The 15,525-nt window shown below is 72.1% G+C and carries 16 protein-coding genes, 1 tRNA gene and 1 riboswitch; of the genes, 10 read left to right on the top strand and 7 right to left on the bottom strand.

What is annotated here, in order from left to right; genetic code table 11:
* The first annotated feature begins 46 nt into the window (after positions 1-46).
* From ACZ6O5_RS18570 to ACZ6O5_RS18580, 3 genes are all read left to right on the top strand, one after another.
* Entirely contained in the window at positions 47-1,354 is a 1,308-nt protein-coding gene (locus ACZ6O5_RS18570) for a hemolysin family protein (RefSeq protein ID WP_465979060.1), read from the top strand.
* Positions 1,347-2,351 carry a hemolysin family protein gene (locus ACZ6O5_RS18575; protein WP_465978615.1) on the top strand — a complete coding sequence of 335 codons (1,005 nt, stop codon included), beginning with the start codon at positions 1,347-1,349 and terminating at the stop codon, positions 2,349-2,351. The genes ACZ6O5_RS18570 and ACZ6O5_RS18575 overlap by 8 nt, the downstream gene beginning before the upstream one ends.
* Before the next feature lie 170 nt (positions 2,352-2,521).
* Positions 2,522-3,532, top strand: a complete 1,011-nt coding sequence (locus ACZ6O5_RS18580) for a C40 family peptidase (RefSeq protein ID WP_465978617.1) — start codon at positions 2,522-2,524, stop codon at positions 3,530-3,532.
* Positions 3,533-3,603: 71 nt separating this feature from the next.
* On the opposite strand, the gene ACZ6O5_RS18585 is transcribed toward ACZ6O5_RS18580, so the two are convergent.
* Positions 3,604-5,637, bottom strand: a complete 2,034-nt coding sequence (locus tag ACZ6O5_RS18585) for an N-acetylmuramoyl-L-alanine amidase (RefSeq protein ID WP_465978619.1) — start codon at positions 5,635-5,637, stop codon at positions 3,604-3,606.
* A 230-nt stretch (positions 5,638-5,867) separates the two neighbouring features.
* A riboswitch (cyclic di-AMP (ydaO/yuaA leader) is annotated at positions 5,868-6,003 on the top strand.
* Positions 6,004-6,016: 13 nt separating this feature from the next.
* On the opposite strand from ACZ6O5_RS18585, the gene ACZ6O5_RS18590 reads away from it, so the two are divergent.
* Positions 6,017-7,051 (top strand): C40 family peptidase, encoded by a 1,035-nt coding sequence (locus ACZ6O5_RS18590; protein ID WP_465978621.1) that lies wholly within the window; start codon positions 6,017-6,019, stop codon positions 7,049-7,051.
* Between the two features lie 70 nt (positions 7,052-7,121).
* On the opposite strand, the gene dcd is transcribed toward ACZ6O5_RS18590, so the two are convergent.
* Positions 7,122-7,700, bottom strand: coding sequence for a dCTP deaminase (dcd, locus tag ACZ6O5_RS18595; RefSeq protein WP_465978623.1), 579 nt, complete (start codon positions 7,698-7,700; stop codon positions 7,122-7,124).
* Positions 7,701-7,778: 78 nt separating this feature from the next.
* Between dcd and ACZ6O5_RS18600 the strand changes: the two genes are divergently transcribed.
* On the top strand, positions 7,779-8,360 hold the full coding sequence (locus tag ACZ6O5_RS18600) for a pyridoxamine 5'-phosphate oxidase family protein (RefSeq protein WP_465978625.1): 582 nt from the start codon (positions 7,779-7,781) through the stop codon (positions 8,358-8,360).
* A gap of 73 nt (positions 8,361-8,433) precedes the next feature.
* On the opposite strand, the gene ACZ6O5_RS18605 is transcribed toward ACZ6O5_RS18600, so the two are convergent.
* The gene (locus ACZ6O5_RS18605; RefSeq protein ID WP_281933720.1) at positions 8,434-9,414 is read right to left on the bottom strand and encodes a zinc metalloprotease; all 981 of its coding nucleotides are present in this window, start codon (positions 9,412-9,414) and stop codon (positions 8,434-8,436) included.
* A gap of 203 nt (positions 9,415-9,617) precedes the next feature.
* On the opposite strand from ACZ6O5_RS18605, the gene ACZ6O5_RS18610 reads away from it, so the two are divergent.
* Both ACZ6O5_RS18610 and ACZ6O5_RS18615 read left to right on the top strand, forming a co-directional pair.
* A tRNA-Gly gene (locus ACZ6O5_RS18610) sits at positions 9,618-9,691 on the top strand.
* Positions 9,692-9,818: 127 nt separating this feature from the next.
* Positions 9,819-10,484, top strand: coding sequence for a Type 1 glutamine amidotransferase-like domain-containing protein (locus ACZ6O5_RS18615; RefSeq protein WP_465979062.1), 666 nt, complete (start codon positions 9,819-9,821; stop codon positions 10,482-10,484).
* A gap of 39 nt (positions 10,485-10,523) precedes the next feature.
* Here ACZ6O5_RS18615 and ACZ6O5_RS18620 read toward each other — a convergent pair whose 3' ends face one another.
* Positions 10,524-10,850 (bottom strand): DUF6331 family protein, encoded by a 327-nt coding sequence (locus ACZ6O5_RS18620; RefSeq protein ID WP_465978627.1) that lies wholly within the window; start codon positions 10,848-10,850, stop codon positions 10,524-10,526.
* Positions 10,847-11,383, bottom strand: a complete 537-nt coding sequence (locus ACZ6O5_RS18625; protein WP_465978629.1) for a GNAT family N-acetyltransferase — start codon at positions 11,381-11,383, stop codon at positions 10,847-10,849. The genes ACZ6O5_RS18620 and ACZ6O5_RS18625 overlap by 4 nt, the downstream gene beginning before the upstream one ends.
* Before the next feature lie 50 nt (positions 11,384-11,433).
* Between ACZ6O5_RS18625 and ACZ6O5_RS18630 the strand changes: the two genes are divergently transcribed.
* Positions 11,434-11,994, top strand: a complete 561-nt coding sequence (locus ACZ6O5_RS18630) for an NUDIX hydrolase (protein ID WP_465978631.1) — start codon at positions 11,434-11,436, stop codon at positions 11,992-11,994.
* Here the strand turns inward: ACZ6O5_RS18630 and ACZ6O5_RS18635 are convergent.
* Positions 11,981-13,054, bottom strand: coding sequence for a hypothetical protein (locus ACZ6O5_RS18635; RefSeq protein WP_465978633.1), 1,074 nt, complete (start codon positions 13,052-13,054; stop codon positions 11,981-11,983). The genes ACZ6O5_RS18630 and ACZ6O5_RS18635 overlap by 14 nt on opposite strands.
* A 39-nt stretch (positions 13,055-13,093) precedes the next feature.
* Positions 13,094-13,414 carry a PadR family transcriptional regulator gene (locus ACZ6O5_RS18640; protein WP_465979064.1) on the bottom strand — a complete coding sequence of 107 codons (321 nt, stop codon included), beginning with the start codon at positions 13,412-13,414 and terminating at the stop codon, positions 13,094-13,096.
* A gap of 125 nt (positions 13,415-13,539) precedes the next feature.
* On the opposite strand from ACZ6O5_RS18640, the gene ACZ6O5_RS18645 reads away from it, so the two are divergent.
* Together ACZ6O5_RS18645 and ACZ6O5_RS18650 are read left to right on the top strand one after the other, a co-directional pair.
* Entirely contained in the window at positions 13,540-14,595 is a 1,056-nt protein-coding gene (locus ACZ6O5_RS18645; protein ID WP_465978634.1) for a MerR family transcriptional regulator, read from the top strand.
* Between the two features lie 29 nt (positions 14,596-14,624).
* Positions 14,625-15,506: an LLM class flavin-dependent oxidoreductase gene (locus ACZ6O5_RS18650; RefSeq protein WP_465978636.1), complete on the top strand. Its 882-nt coding sequence runs from the start codon at positions 14,625-14,627 to the stop codon at positions 15,504-15,506.
* Positions 15,507-15,525: the final 19 nt, after the last annotated feature.

Consider the following 15,525-nt stretch of genomic DNA (forward strand, 5'->3'; position numbering starts at 1 on the left):
GCATGCCACAATCACGCCCATCGACGGCCTTTTGGTTCTGACGCTGCTGCCCCTGGTCGGCTTCGTGCTGCTGACCGCGGGCAACGCCTTCTTCGTCGCGGCCGAGTTCGCCCTGGTCACGGTGGACCGGGCGGAGATCGACAGGCGGGCCGGCGAGGGGGACGCCCGGGCCACCACGGTCCGCCGTGCGCTGCGCGACCTGTCCTTCCAGCTCTCCGGCGCGCAGCTCGGCATCACCATCACCGCGCTGCTCACCGGCTACCTGGCCGAGCCAGCCCTGGCCCGGCTCGTCGCGCCGGTGCTGCGCCCGTTCGGCGGGGCGGACCACCTCTCCGGGCTGCTCGCCCTGGCGCTGGCCACGCTGCTCTCGATGCTCTTCGGTGAGCTGGTGCCGAAGAACCTCGCGCTGGCCCGGCCGATGCCGGCGGCGCTGGCCACCGCCGCGCCGATGCGCGCCTTCTCCCGCACCTTCGGCTGGCTGATCCGGCTGCTCAACGACTCCGCCAACCGGTTGGTCCGCTGGCTCGGCGTGGAGCCGCAGGAGGAGCTGGCCAGCGCCCGCTCACCGGAGGAGCTGGGGCTGCTGGCCGCGATCTCGGCGCGGGCCGGCGCACTGCCCCCGGACACCGCGATGCTGCTGCGACGCACCATCCGGTTCGGCGACAAGCGGGCCGCCGAGGCGATGACCCCCCGGGTGGACGTGATCGCGTTGCGCGCCACCGCCTCCGTCGCCGAGCTGCTCGATCTGTCCCGACGGACCGGCCGCACCCGGTTCCCGGTCTACGAGGAGACGCTCGACCTGGTGACCGGTGTCGTCGGGGTGCCCGACGCGCTCGGGGTGCCGCTGGCCCGGCGGCCCGCCACCACCGTCGCCTCGGTCGCCCGGGAGCCGGTGTACGTGCCGGAGAGCCTGGACCTGGACGGCGTGCTGGCCGCGCTGAAGGACGCCGGCGCGGACCTGGCCATCGTGGTCGACGAGTACGGCGGCACGGACGGCGTGGTGACCGTGGAGGACCTGGTCGAGGAGCTGGTCGGGGAGATCGCCGACGAGTTCGACCCGGCCGCGGTGGACGACCTCGGGCCGGTGGAGCTGACCGTGCCGGGTGGGGAACGGACCGTCCTGGTGGACGGCCTACTGCGCGCCGACGAGCTGGTCGAGCAGACCGGTTTCCGGCTGCCCGAGGGGCCGTACGAGACGTTGGGCGGGTTCCTGATGGCCCGCCTCGGGCACATCCCGGTCGCCTGCGAGACGGTCGACGAGGCGGGCTACGAGTTCACCGTGGTGGAGGTGGACCGGCACCGGATCGAGCAGGTCCGCGTGCTGCGTCCCGAGGAGCCCGACGACGGTGCCTGAGCTGCTGGTGGCCCTGGTGTTGCTGCTCGGCAACGCCTTCTTCGTGGGCAGTGAGTTCGCGTTGATCGCGTCCCGCCGTACCGTGCTCGAACCACTGGCGGCGACGTCGAAGCGGGCCCGCTGGGCGCTCTCCGCGATGAACCAGATCCCGCTGATGATCGCCGGTGCGCAGCTCGGCATCACGGTCTGCTCGCTCGGCCTGGGCGCGATCGCCGAGCCGGCGTTGGCGCACCTGCTGGAGGTGCCCTTCACCGCGGTCGGGCTGCCCGACTCGGCGGTGCACCCGGTGGCGTTCGTGATCGCGCTGGCCGTGGTGGTGTTCCTGCACACCGTGGTCGGCGAGATGGTGCCGAAGAACATCACGCTGGCCGGCCCGGAGCCGTCGGCGCTCTGGCTCGGCCCGGCCATGCTGGCGTTCTGCCTGGCCACGAAGCCGCTGCTGCTGGCGATGAAGTGGTCGGCCCGGCAGGTGCTGCGGTGGTGGCGGGTGGAGGCGACGGACGCGGTGAAGACCGTGTTCACCGCCGAGGAGTTGGCCGGGCTGGTCTCCCAGGCCCGCACCGAGGGGTTGCTGGACGCCGAGGAGCACGCCCGGATCACCGGCGCGCTCGCCCTGCACAGCCGTACCGCCGCGGACGCGTTGCAGCCGTGGTCGACGGTGACCACGGTGGCGGAGGACGTCTCACCGGCCTCGCTGGAGGTGCTGGCGACCCGCACCGGCCGGTCCCGGTTCCCGGTGGTGCAGCGGGCCACCCGCCGGGTGCTCGGCTTCGTCCACGTCAAGGACGTGCTCGGGTACGCCGGTGCGAGCCGACGGGCCCCGGTGCCGGCCGAGGTCTACCGGCCGCTGGCGGTGGTGCCCCCGGACCGTACGCTCGCCGATCTGCTGCTGGCGATGCGTCGCGAGCGCCGGCACATGGTGCTGGTCAGCGACGGTCGCCGGCCGCTCGGTGTGGTGACGCTCGACGACGTATTGACGGCCATTGTCGGCACGTGAATGAATACCCTTGGTGTGCAAGCGATTGCGGACGCGTGATTGAACAGGCGGCCGCCTTGATTCCACCCCGGTGCCTTCCCTAATGTGATGCACCGACCGCCGTGGGTCGTCTGCCTCGATCTTCCCTCTCGCGAGGCGCCCGCCGGTCGGTTGCAAAGGAGTCCGTGCCGGTGGCAACCATGCCCCCCCAACGTCACGTCCCGAGCGCTCCCTCCGGCCGGTCGGCCGGGGTCCACCGGGTGGTACGCCGTCTCCTCATCCTGGTCGCGGCCGTCGCGGTCGGCGCCGGGATGCTGGCGGCCCCGGCGCACGCGGCGCCCTCGGTGGACGAGATCGACGCGCAGATCGACAAGCAGTGGGAGAAGCTCGAGCCCACGATCGAGCAGTACAACAAGGTCCGCGCCCAGCTCAAGGTCAACAAGAAGAAGTCCGCGGACCTCCAGGACAAGATGGTGCCGCTGGAGCTGGCCTCGACGCTGGCGATGAACAAGGTCGGTGACATCGCCTCCCGCTACTACATGCGCGGTCCGTCGCAGGAGATGGGCGCGCTGCTGGTGAGCACCAAGCCGGGCACGCTGGCCGAGCAGCTGGTCATGCTCGACCGGATCGCCGACGACCAGCGCCGGCAGATCGCCGGCGTGCTCGCCGCCCGCGACAAGTACAACGCGCAGAAGCAGAAGCTGGACGCGTTGATCGCCACCGAGGTCAGGCAGGAGGCCCAACTCGCCTCGCAGAAGAAGCAGATCGACTCCGAGATCAAACGGTTGACCGGGATGCTGCCGGTTACCTCGATCCGGCCGGCCGGCTGCCCCTCCATCGACGGCGTGGTGAGCAGCGCCGCGCGTACCGCGATCAAGACGGCGTGCGCCCAGGTCGGCGACCCGTACGTGTGGGGCGCCACCGGGCCGAACTCGTTCGACTGCTCGGGCCTGACGCAGTACGCCTACAAGGCGGCCGGCATCTCGCTCACCCACTTCACCGGCGCGCAGTGGAACGAGGGCCGCAAGGTTTCCCGATCCGAGGCCAGACCCGGTGATCTGGTCTTCTTCGGCAGCGACCTGCATCACGTCGGGCTCTATCTCGGCGACGGGATGATGGTGCACGCGCCCCGCACGGGCAAACCGGTGCAGGTGTCGAGCATCAGCACCCAGCCGCTCGCCGGCTTCGTCCGGGTCAGCTGACCGCACCCGTTCCCGGCAGAAGGCCCCCGGTCCAGGCAGGACCGGGGGCCTTCTCGCATCGACGGGTCGGCTCAGCGCGGCGCGCCGAGCGGCGACGGCAGGATCAGCACGTCGTCGAGGTTCACGAACATGATCCGGTGGCCGAACTGGACCTGCACGTAGCGGTTCTCGCCACGGACCACGGTGCGGTCACCGGGGGCGGAGCCGTCGTAGGAGACCGCCCGGTAGTACTCGCCCGGCAGCACACCGCCCACCGCGTACCGCTGGCCGGCCGCGAACGTGTACTGGAGCGGGGAGATGGCCTGGTACGGAATCGTCTCCGGGTAGGCGGCCTGCTCCGGGTAGGCGCGGCCGTACACCGGGATGGTGGCCTTGCCGGGGCGCGGCGTCACCACGAAGCCGGTGGCCCACTTCGCGGTGGGCGCGGCGGCCGGGTTGTGGAACCACGCCTTCTGGCCGAGGTACCAGATCGCGGTCCAGTCGCCCTCGCGGCCGGCCACCGCGTACGTCTGGCCGGCGGAGGCGCGGGCGCCGTGGTCGGAGATGTACATCGTGTCCGGCGTGCCGTCCGGGCGCAGCCCGAGGTCGTTGACCAGTGGGGCGTCCGCGCTCGGCGCGGTCCGCAGCACCACCGCCGAGGAGCCGCGCGACGGGCAGGTCTCGGCCGGCGGGGTGGGCGTCGGGACGCCCGGCGGCTGCTGGTTGCAGCCGACGAACGCGGGCCGGTTGGTGGCGAAGTCCGGGTCGATGGTGACCAGCCCGGTACGCGACGTGCCGGTGGTCCGGAACGGCGCCTTCATCAGGTCGAAGTAGTGCGACCAGTCCCAGTAGGGGCCCGGGTCCCAGTGCATGCCCCGCACGTTCGCGGCGGTGATGCCGGGCACGTTGTCGTGGCCGATGATGTGCTGCCGGTCCATCGGGATGCCGAACTTCTGCGCCAGGTAGCGGACCAGCTTGGCCGAGCTGCGGTACATCGCCTCGGTGTACCAGGTGCCCTGCCCGGCGAAGCCCTCGTGCTCCAGGCCGATGGACTTGGCGTTGACGTACCAGTTGCCGGCGTGCCAGCCGACGTCCTTGGCCTTGATGTGCTGCGCGACGTAGCCGTCCACCGACCGCAGCGTGTAGTGCCAGCCCAGGTAGTCGGCACGTTTCACCAGGTCGACGCTGGGGGCGAAGTAGCCCTCGGTGTCGTGGATGACGATGTATTCGATCTTCTGCTGCTTCGGCCGGTCGCCCAGGTCGTGGTTGCCGTAGTCGCCCGGGTCGGCGCTGAGCTGCTCGTAGGGGGCGGGAATCCACTCGCAGGCCAGCCGCACCGGGCACTCCAGCCCGTCCGGCCGCGCGGCGTGGCGCAGCCCGAGCCGGGCCAGTCCGGCCCGGTCCGGCTGCGCGGCGGTGGCGGCCAGCGTGACCCGTTGCCCGTCATCGGTGGTCCGGGCCGCGCCCTGGCCGAGCTGGTCGTAGACCTCGTCGGCGAAGGCCGCCGCCGCGTCGGACGTGTCCGCGCCGGAGTAGCGGGCCACCGCGCCGTACCAGGCCGCGACGTCGCTGCCGGCGCCGACCGGCCCACCCAGTGCCTTCTGGTACGACGCCAGCAGCGCCGCGCCACCGCGGATGTTCGCCGCCGGGTCGGTGCGCAGGGTCTGCGCGTCCAGCCCGGTGAGCGTGGCGGCGGCGTCGAGCGTCTGGAGCGAGGCGGTCGGCAGCGGCGTCTCCCGGGTCGGCGCGGCGGCGGTGGCCGGGTCAAGCCGAAGCGGGCGGCTGTCGTCGCCGCGCGGGTCCTCGTCCTCGTCGACGTGCGCGCTGCCCGGCGTGGCCAGGATGTGCGCGGCGTCGGTCAGGTGCATCGGGCCGTAGCCGCCGCTGGTGCTGGGCTGGCCCGGGTGGGTGTCCCACCTCGACTCCAGGTAGGAGACACCGAGCAGCACGTTCTGCGGTACGCCGTACTCGGCCGCCGCGGCAGCGTACTGCTGCTGGCGGTCGCCGGTGGGCTGGGCCGCCTGCGGCGCGGCGCTCACCGGGCCGGTGGTGGCCAGCGCGGTGGCCGTCGCCACGGCGGCGGCGAGCAGGATCCGTCTGCTCGACGGCGGGGCTGAGAGGTGCATCGAACCTCCTGGACAGGGATGGGGGTCACTGCGTTCCCACCCTCACGCCAGCCCCCCGTGGGGTCAATACCTTTCCAGGAGGCAATCCGATGCGAAGAAAATCTCCATTCGCGTTCGCCCGCCGTATCAGGTACGGAGTGTCACGGTCGTTCGGGTTGCGGATTGGTAACGGGAATCTTTACTCTGGTCAATCGTCGGCCGCATCTTCACCGTCCAACCCGGTCGGTGACGGCCCGACACCGCCGAGTCGCCCACGGGCGAACCGGGGACCCAGGTTCCTGGGGTGAATCCGCAGCCACTGCGGTAGGGCGCTTCCCTTCCCGCCCGAACCCGTCAGCTAACCCGGTAGGCGGTCAGGCAGAAGGAGTACGGACGCCCGGTGGCCCACCATGCCCCGCGGCCGACGTCGAGCCGGTCGGTCGACCGGTCCGCCGTCGTGCCGCGTTTCCGCTGGTCCCGCTTCACCACCACACTTGCCGCCCTGGTCGGCGCCGCGGTCGTCCTGACCGGTGGCGCGACGGCGGCGCACGCGGAACCCTCGGTCGCCGAGATCGAGGCCCAGATCGACCGCGACTGGAACAAGCTCGAACCCGTCATCGAACAGGTCAACGCCGTCCGCGGGCAGCTCGCGGTGCGCCGCAAGCAGGCCGACGCGCTCGGCAAGCAGATCGCCCCGCTCCAGGCCCGGGTGGACGCCGCGCTCGGCCAGGTCGGCGGGCTCGCCGCCGACGCGTACAAGGGCGACAACCTCTCCACCGTCAACGCGCTGCTGGGCAGCCGTTCGCCGAGTGAGCTGGTCGCCGGCCTGGAAATGCTCGACCGCTTCGCGCACCACCAGCAGGAGCAGGTCCGCGACATCGCCGCGCTGCGCGACGAGCTGGCGGCGAAGAAGAAGCCGCTGGACGCGATGGTCGCCGACCTGAGTCGCACCGAGGCGCAGCTCGCGGCGAAGAAGAAGCAGATCGACGCCGAGATCGCCAAGCTCCAGAAGCTACGGCTCAAGGTGTACGGCAACGGTGGCGGCGGCCCGCTGCGCCCGGCTCCCTGTCCCGCCGGATACCCGGGCGGCGCGGCCGGGGTGGCGGTCAAGTTCGCCTGCGCCCAGATCGGCAAGATCTACGTGTGGGGCGCGGCCGGCCCGGACCACTTCGACTGCTCGGGCCTGACCATGGCCGCCTGGGCGAAGGCCGGGGTCTCGCTGCCGCACAACGCCCGCCAGCAGCACGACGTGACGAGGCGGGTCAGCCGCGCCGAGCTGCGCGCCGGTGACCTGGTCTTCTACTACGGCGACCTGCACCACGTGGGCATGTACGTCGGGGACGGCTGGGTCGTGCACGCCTCCCAGTCCGGCAAGCCCATCACCATGAAGCGCGTCGACGACGGCGACATCAACAGCTACGGCCGCCCCGGCTGAGGTGTAAGGAGGGGCCCCCTGTTAACGCATTCCGCATAACAGGGGCCCCTCCTAACAACCAAACTCGGCGTCAGCGGGTCGGCCAGGTGCGCCAGCTCTGCCAGGACCGGCTCGGCGTCGGGCCGCGCTGACCCTGGTAGCGCGAGCCGTAGACGGCCGAGCCGTACGGGTGCTCGGCCGGCGACGAGAGCCGGAAGATGCAGAGCTGGCCGATCTTCATGCCCGGCCAGAGCGTGATCGGCAGATTCGCCACGTTGGACAGCTCCAGCGTGACGTGGCCGGAGAAGCCCGGGTCGATGAAGCCGGCCGTGGAGTGGGTGAGCAGACCGAGCCGCCCCAGCGACGACTTGCCCTCCAGTCGGCCGGCCAACTCCTCGCCCAGCGAGATCACCTCGAGCGTGGAGGCGAGCACGAACTCGCCCGGGTGCAGCACGAACGGCTCCCCCTCGGGGACCTCCACCATCGACGTCAGGTCGTCCTGCTGCACCGACGGGTCGATGTGCGTGTAGAGATGGTTGTTGAAGACCCGGAACAGCCGGTCCAGGCGTACGTCGATGCTGGATGGCTGCACCAGCGTGGGCTCGAAGGGCTCCAGCGCGAGCGTGCCCGCCTTGATCTCGGAGACCAGGTCGCGGTCGGAGAGCAGCATCGGAACACTCTAGCGACAGACGGTGGTGAACAGCGTGTCGGACTACTTCTTCGTACACGTGTTCGATAGACTGTCGGCATGGCTTCCTGGTCCGAATTCGCCGCCGACGAACCCCGACTCGCGGCCGAGATCCGCCTTCTGATGCAGCAGTACGGGCCGGGCTTCGGCTATCTCGCCACGGTCCGCGCCGACGGTGGCCCACGGGTGCACCCGGTCTCACCGCTGATCACCGACGACGGCCTCTGGTGCTTCGTCATCGACTCGCCGAAGCGCCGCGACCTCGAACGCGACGGCCGTTACGCGCTGCACTCCTTCCCGCCGGAGGAGAGCGACGACGAGGCCTACCTGGCCGGTCGGGCCCGGCCGGTGACCGATCCGGCGACGGTGGACCGGCTGACCCGGATCGGCCGGGCGGCGCCGCAGGGTGACTGGCGCCTGTTCGAGTTCTCCGTCGACGTGGCGATGCTGACCCGCCGGGACCCGGTCACCCAGATCGGTGCCGGCCGCCCGGAGATGCGGCTCTGGCTCGACCCGGGGGAGGTCGCACCCGCGTCCGCCACTCCGGTGTCGCCACCCCTGGTCGCGGCCCGGCGTGACGCGCTCGTCCCGGACGGCCGCCGTGGTCGGCACGGCTTCGACACCCGCCGGCCGGCCGCCTGACCGGGCCCGGAAAAACGACGGTGCCGGCCCCGTCCGCAGACGGGGCCGGCACCGGTACGTGGTGCGGTGGCGATCAGGCCGCGCGGTAGGCGTTCCACGCGGTCAGCATGCGGCTCGCCTGGCCGGCGGTGAACTGGTACATGCAGGAGTCGTACGTGTAGTCCATGAAGTTGGTGATCGGGTCCTTGCCGGTCGTGGAGCAGGTGTCCCGACCGGTCGGGCACTCGTACGCCGGGGAGGCCTCGGCCGGGGTGTCGGAGACGCTGTCACCCGAGCCCGAGCAGCCGCCCTGGAAGGTGTGGTAGAGGTTCAGCCAGTGGCCGATCTCGTGGGTGCCGGTGTCGCCCTGGTTGTAGTTGGTCGCGGTGCCGCCGGGCAGCGACTCGCCGAGCACGACCACGCCGTCCATCTTGTCCAGCGTCCGCTTCGGGAAGGTCGCCCAGCCCAGCAGGCCGTCGCTGAGCTCACCGAGGTACATGTTCAGCGTGTTCTTGCCGCCCGTGCGCAGCGAGGTCTTCATCGACCGCTCCGCCGAGGAGCCCTGCACGATCGGGTACCACGACGCGTTGGTCACCCGGTTGATCTTCGTGAGCTGGAAGCTGAACGCGGTGGCCGCGCCGCCGGTCGAGCCCGCGTACGCCTGGTTGAGCACGCTGATCTGCTGGGTGATCAGCGAGTCCGGGATGTTGCCGCCGGCGCGGGTGCTGTTCTCCTGGATGACGTGCACGACGACCGGGATGGTCACGGTCGCCAGCGGGGCGACGGCGCCGGTCCGGAAGTTGGCCCGCTCGCGCTGCGCGGCGGCGAGGTCGGCCTCGCGGTCGCGAACCTGCTTGGCGGTCAGGTGGTTCGGGTCGAGCTTGGCGTGGCCGCCCTTGGCGACACGGGCGTCGGCGTGGGCGTCGGCCGGCTCGGCGCACACGCCGGCCGGGGCGGCCGAGAAGGCCGAAGCAGCGGGGACGACGCCGACGGCGGCGGTGCTGAGCAGCAGCGCGAGGGTCGACGTCGCGACACCGGCGGTACGCCGGGTCAGCAGGTTGGGACGGAGTCCCATGGGCCCACCTCTTTCTGACGGCGTGGCAGGGGGTGTGTCACGCCGAGCCGGAAACGTGTGGCAGACGTTACATCCCATCGAGGGATTTGAGAACGGCCATATGTTGCCGGCATGCAACATTCGTTGATCAACTCGGCTGGGCCCGCGTGGCGGGGGTACCTGGGTGCACGGGGGTGGTGACCTCAGGTACAGTGGTGCCGCTCGCGGGTGTAGTTCAATGGCAGAACATCAGCTTCCCAAGCTGACAGTGCGGGTTCGATTCCCGTCACCCGCTCCACGATCGAGGCCCTGGTGAGGACGACAGTCTCGCCGGGGCCTTCGGCGTTGCGGCGGTTGGCGGACGTCGAACCCGCGGTCAGGGGACTATTCTCCGGGGACCGACGAAGATCCATCGGGGGATGATCTTGAAGCTTCTTCTCACGTCCGCGGGCATCAGGAACGCGAGCATTCAGGACGAGCTGGTCGGCCTCCTGGGCAAACCGATCGCCGACGCCAACGCCCTCTGCATTCCGACCGCCGCGTACGCCATGGGCGGTCCCGCCGGGGCGTGGCGCTTCATCACCGGCCAATCCGTCATACCGATGTGCGAGTTGGGGTGGAAGTCGTTGGGGGTGCTGGAACTCACCGCGTTGCCCAGCGTCGGTGAAGATCGCTGGGTGCCCTGGGTCCAGGAGGTGGACGCCCTGCTGGTGGGCGGCGGGGACGCCCTGTATCTGAGCCACTGGATGCGGCAGTCCGGCTTGGCGGAGCTGCTGCCGTCGCTGGATGCGGTCTGGGTGGGGGCGAGCGCCGGCAGCATGGTGATGGCCCCCCGGGTCGGGGCCGAATTCGTCGCCTGGACCCCACCCGGCGGGACCGACGAAACGTTGGGCATGGTCGACTTCTCGATCTTCCCGCACCTGGATCACCCGGACCTGCCGGAGAACACCATGGCCGAGGCCGAGAAGTGGGCCGCCGGCATGTCGGGACCGGCATACGCGATCGACGATTCAACAGCCATCACCGTGATCGACGGTAACGTCGAGGTCGTCACCGAGGGGCACTGGAAGCTGTTCCCGGCACAGTCGTGACGACAGGCGATCGGCCCGCCGCGAGGCCGGATCGCGTTCTCAGGACCGGTTCCCGCGCGCCAACCCCGCCTCCACCTCGGCCAGGAAGTCCAGCAACTCACCCCGCGCGGCGTCGTCGTGCGTGCGGTGGTTCAGGAACGTCGACGTGACGACGTGCGAGCGGTCCCGGACGACCTCGACCAGCGCGGCGAGCTGACGCCGGGCCTCGGCCACCGCGTCCGGCCCCACCCGACGGCACCACGCCGCGACGAGGGCGGGATCGGTGGAGATGGCGTCGATCCCGCAGCACAGGCGGACGCACTCGACCTCGCAGTGGTCGACGCAGCCGCTCAGGGGCGACGGGATGTCGACCGACACCTCCCTCACCGCTGATCCCCCGGGTGCGTACCGCCGGCCTGAGGGCGCTGCCCCGGAGAGGGGCGCAGGTCGAGGACGTGCCGCAGCCCCGGCTCTCCGCCCAGGTCCACCTTTCCGGCCTCCACGAACCCGGTCCGCCGGAGCACCGCCAGGGACGCCGGGTTCGCCAGCGCCGCGTCGGCGACCAGCCGGCGCAGCCCGTACCCGTCGCGGGCCAGCTCGCTGACCCGCCGCACGCCGTACTGGGCGAGGCCGCGTCCGGCGGCGCGTTCGGCCACCCGGTAGCCCAGCTCGGCGCTGCCGTCGGCCACGTCGACCAGGTTGAACCGCCCGAGCACGAAACCGTCGTCGTCGACCAGCACGTGGAAGTGGCAGATGCCGCGGTCCTGCTCGTCCAGCAGGGCGGCGAGCCGGTCGGCGAACAGGTCGAAGTAGTCGTCGCCGCGGTCGGGCACGTAGCGGGCGAAGTAGGCCCGGTTCTCCCGCTCGAACCGGTACAGCACGTAGGCGTGATGGGTGGCGAGTCGTTCGAGTTCCGGCACCGGGCCAGGCTAGTCGCCGACGCCCGTCGTACCCGGATGGCAGCCGCGGGATGCGCGACGAGATCCGGGCCCTGGTCGAGGCGTTGACGCCGGGCGACGAGCAGGAGGCCCGGCACCGGGCGGCGGCGTTGGCCTGGCTGGCCGGTACGGAGGACATCTTCCGCCGGGTCAAGCCGTGCACCCCGTCGCCGCACCTGGTCGCCTACTTCTTGCTCCGCGACCCGTCCGACGGCGCGGTGCTGCTGGTCGACCACCGCAACGCCGGCAGGTGGCTGCCCAGCGGCGGTCACGTCGAGCCGGGCGAGCACCCCGTGCACACCGTGCGCCGCGAGCTGCGGGAGGAACTCGGCGTACCAGCGGTCTTCGCGCCGCCGTTCGGCGAGCGACCGGCGTTCCTCACCGTCACCGAGACGGTCGGCCCGCCTGCGCAGCGGCACACCGACGTCAGCCTCTGGTACGTGTTGGACGCCCACCGCGAGCAGCGGTTCACCCCCGACCCGGTCGAGTTCCGGGGCGTCCGCTGGTGGACGCCGGCCGAGGTGGGCGACGCGCCGGCCGGCACGGTCGAGCCGCACCTGGGCCGGATGCTGGCCAAGCTCACCCGGGGCTGAGCGTCAGCGGATGCGGCTCGCGGCGCGGCACGAGCGCGATGGCCGACAGCGTCGCCGCGCCGGCCAGGCCGACCAGGAAGAACAGCGAGAGCGCCGGCTGACCGAGCCACTCCCAGAGGGGATGCCAGCTCGGATGCGGTTCGTCCAGGTGGTGCCCGACCAAGGAGAAGGTGGTGAGCACCGCGGGCGTCCACCAGAGGACGAGGGTGATGCCGAGCAGCAGTGGCACGCCACGTCGACCGTCGGTGCGCCGGCTCGCCCAGCCGAAGGCCAGCCAGGCCAGGACGCCGCCGACCAGCGCGGCGAGAGCGGCGGCGGGGAGCACGGCGGGCGGCGTCGCCCGCTGAACCTCCACGTAGAGGTACGAACCGGAGGTGTCGGGGTCGTTGAAGGTGGCCCGCAGGACGGTGTCGCCGCGCCGGGCGACCAGCACGGTCTCGACCGGCTCGTCGGCCCGCTCGCACCTGGCGTTATAGCAGGTCTGGAGCACGATCGAGGTCGGCTCGGCCACCTGCCAGCCGTCGGCCTCCAGTCGTCGCGTGGCCGTCGTCAGCGTGCGGTCCGGGGGCGTCGGCATCGGGCCGGATGCTGATCCGGATGCCGAGCCCTCCTGGTATTCACCACCGTCACCGAGGACGAGCCCACGCCACTGCCCGAGTCGTAGCGGCTGGTTGTAGTAGACGAAGAGCGCGGGCGCGGTCGAGACGTCGTCGCTCATCCGGTGGCCGGGGAACGCCTCGGTGAAGACCGCGGCGAACTCGGCCCGGTCCGGCTGCGGCCGGGACGTCTCCCAGGTGAGCCGGGCGGCGAGCGCGGCGGTGAACAGTCCGCAGATCAACGCCGTCAGTGCCGCCCAGACGCCGACGGTGCGGCTCGCGGGCCGGCCGAGCCGGCAGCGGAGCCCGCCGCGGACCAGGTCGGCGGCCTCGCGGAGCGTGGGTCGGGTTCGCCCGGGTGGTGCCGAGTCCAGCAGGAGTCCCAGGATCTCCGGGCCGCGTTCCCGCCGGTAGGCGCGGGGGTAGGCGAGGAGCAACCGCCGGTACTGGTGGGCGAGCGACATGGTCTCCCCTACGGTTTGCGGGTGCGGGCGGGAGGCGGTTCAGGCGGTGCGGGGGCGCAGGGCCCGCAGCCGGGTCTCGGCGACGGTGGCGAGTTGCCGTAGCCGGGCGGTCTCGGCCGTGAGCGCGTCGAGGCCGGCCGGGGTGAGGCGGTAGTAGCGACGCAGCCGGCCGTCCACCACCTCTTCGCGGTCCGGTTCGACGAGGCGCTGGGCGGTGAGCCGGTCCAGCGCGGTGTAGAGCGTGCCCGGCAGCAGGCTCACCCGCCCGGCGGAGAGCGTGGCGACCTCCTGGGTGATGCCGTAGCCGTGCCTCGGCCCGCCGGCGAGCGAGGTGAGGATCAGGAACGTCGGCTCCCGCATCTGGGTCATGTCGACAACATATATAAGTCTTCGATGTATGGTCAACGCTCTTGACCCGTCCCCTGCGGCAAGCCGCAACGTGGTCCGGGCCGGCCCACCCGGGCCGGCGCGAGGAGGAGAGCGACGTGCGGCTGCTGACCATCGGGGCGTTCGCCCGCGCGGCCGGACTGACCGCCAAGGCGCTGCGCCTCTACGACGACTGCGGACTGCTGCCGCCGGCCGCCGTGGACCCGCACTCCGGTTACCGCTACTACGCGCCGGAGCAGCTCGACCGGGCGCGGCTGATCGCCGCGCTGCGCCGGGCCGGCATGCCGTTGGCCGAGATCCGGGCCGTCAGCGCGCTGCCGTCGCCGGCCGCCGCCGAGGCACTGGACGCGTGGTGGCGGCGGGTCAGCGCGGACACCGAGGCCCGTGGCCGGGCCGTCGCATCCCTCGTCGACCAGCTCACCGAGAGGGGCACCACCATGTCCGAACACACCTTCCGGTACGCGGCGCGCTGCGAGACCGGCACGGTCCGCGACTCCAACGAGGACGTCGCGTACGCCGGCGACACGCTGCTCGCGGTCGCCGACGGCGTACGCGGTCCGGGCGGGTCGACCGCCAGCGCGGCGGCGGTGGACGCGCTGCGGCCGTTGGCGGCGGCCGACGCGCCGGCGGGCGACCTGCTCGCCGCGCTGGGCGACGCGGTGAGCCGGGCCGACCGGGCGGTACGCGCGCAGGCCACCGACGTGGACCGGCCGGCCAGCACGCTCACCGCGATCGTCCGACGGGGCACCCGGCTTGCCCTGGTGCACGTCGGGGACACCCGGGCCTACCTGCTGCGGGGCGGCGAGCTGTCCCGGCTCACCCAGGACCACACGTACGTGCAGACGCTCGTCGACCAGGGGCGGCTCACGCCGGCCGAAGCCGGGGCGCACCCGCAGCGGGCGCTGCTGGCCCGGGCGTTGGGCGCGGGCGGCGAGGTGGAGGCGGACCTGGCGCTGCGGACCGCGCTGCCCGGTGACCGCTACCTGCTCTGCTCGGACGGCCTCGCCGCGGTGGTCGACCCGGGCGCGCTGCACGCCGCGCTGGCCGGGGCGGACGACCCGGAGACCGCCGTCGGGCACCTGGTCGAGCTGGCGTACGCGGCGGGCGCGCCGGACAACATCGCCTGTGTGGTGGCCGATCTGGTGACGACGTAGCGGAACGGCCGGGCCGTACGCTGGGGATCATGCGAATTGGCATCGTGATCCTGCCGGACCAACGCTGGTCGGAGGCGCGCCGGCGGTGGGCGCAGGCGGACGAGTGGGGCTTCGACCACGCCTGGACGTACGACCACCTGGGCTGGCGTGACCTGGTCGACGGGCCCTGGTTCGACTCCTGGACGACCCTGACCGCGGCGGCCACGGTGACCTCCCGGGTTCGGCTCGGCACGCTGGTGGCCTCGCCGAACTTCCGCCACCCGGCGGCGTTCGCCCGCCAGGTGACCGCGTTGGACGACGTGTCCGGCGGGCGGGTGCTGCTCGGGCTGGGCGCGGGCGGCATCGGCTTCGACTCGGCCGTGCTCGGCGGCGAGACCCTGCCGCCCCGGCAGCGGGTCGACCGGTTCGCGGAGTTCACCGAGCTGCTCGACCTGATCCTGCGCGAGGACGGCACGACCTGGCGCGGGGAGTGGTTCGCGGCGGTGGACGCCCGCAACAACCCCGGTTGCGTCCAGCAGCCCCGGGTGCCGTTCGTGCTGGCCGCGAACGGTCCCCGGTCGATGCGCCTGGTCGCCCGGTTCGGGCAGGGGTGGGTGACCACCGGCCTCGACGGCGACGACCTGGCGGGCTGGTGGGACACGGTGGCGGAGCTGTCCGACCGGATGACCCGGGCGCTGGAGCAGGCCGGCCGCGACCCGGCCAGCCTGGACCGGTACCTCTCGCTCGACTCGGCTCCGGTCTTCTCGCTGACCAGCGCGGACTTCCTCGCGGAGCAGGCGGCCCGGGCGGCCCGGCTGGGCTTCACCGACGTGATCACGCACTGGCCCCGGGCCAGCAGTTGGTACGCCGGCGACGAGGCGGTGCTGACCGAGGCGGCGGCGCTGCTGCCGGAGCTGCGCCGCGTCGGCTAGAGGCGTTAGGAGGGGCCCC

The organism is Micromonospora sp. NPDC049201 (assembly GCF_055586805.1).

Bases quoted from the DNA above. Each gene is read 5' to 3' on its own strand.
- ACZ6O5_RS18630 (WP_465978631.1), top strand. From the start codon at position 11,434: ATGCGCGACGAGATCCGGGCCCTGGTCGAGGCGTTGACGCCGGGCGAC.
- ACZ6O5_RS18640 (WP_465979064.1), bottom strand. From the start codon at position 13,414: ATGCGGGAGCCGACGTTCCTGATCCTCACCTCGCTCGCCGGCGGGCCG.
- dcd (WP_465978623.1), bottom strand. From the start codon at position 7,700: ATGCTGCTCTCCGACCGCGACCTGGTCTCCGAGATCAAGGCGGGCACG.
- ACZ6O5_RS18650 (WP_465978636.1), top strand. From the start codon at position 14,625: ATGCGAATTGGCATCGTGATCCTGCCGGACCAACGCTGGTCGGAGGCG.
- ACZ6O5_RS18635 (WP_465978633.1), bottom strand. From the start codon at position 13,054: ATGTCGCTCGCCCACCAGTACCGGCGGTTGCTCCTCGCCTACCCCCGC.
- ACZ6O5_RS18600 (WP_465978625.1), top strand. From the start codon at position 7,779: ATGGCTTCCTGGTCCGAATTCGCCGCCGACGAACCCCGACTCGCGGCC.
- ACZ6O5_RS18585 (WP_465978619.1), bottom strand. From the start codon at position 5,637: ATGCACCTCTCAGCCCCGCCGTCGAGCAGACGGATCCTGCTCGCCGCC.
- ACZ6O5_RS18605 (WP_281933720.1), bottom strand. From the start codon at position 9,414: ATGGGACTCCGTCCCAACCTGCTGACCCGGCGTACCGCCGGTGTCGCG.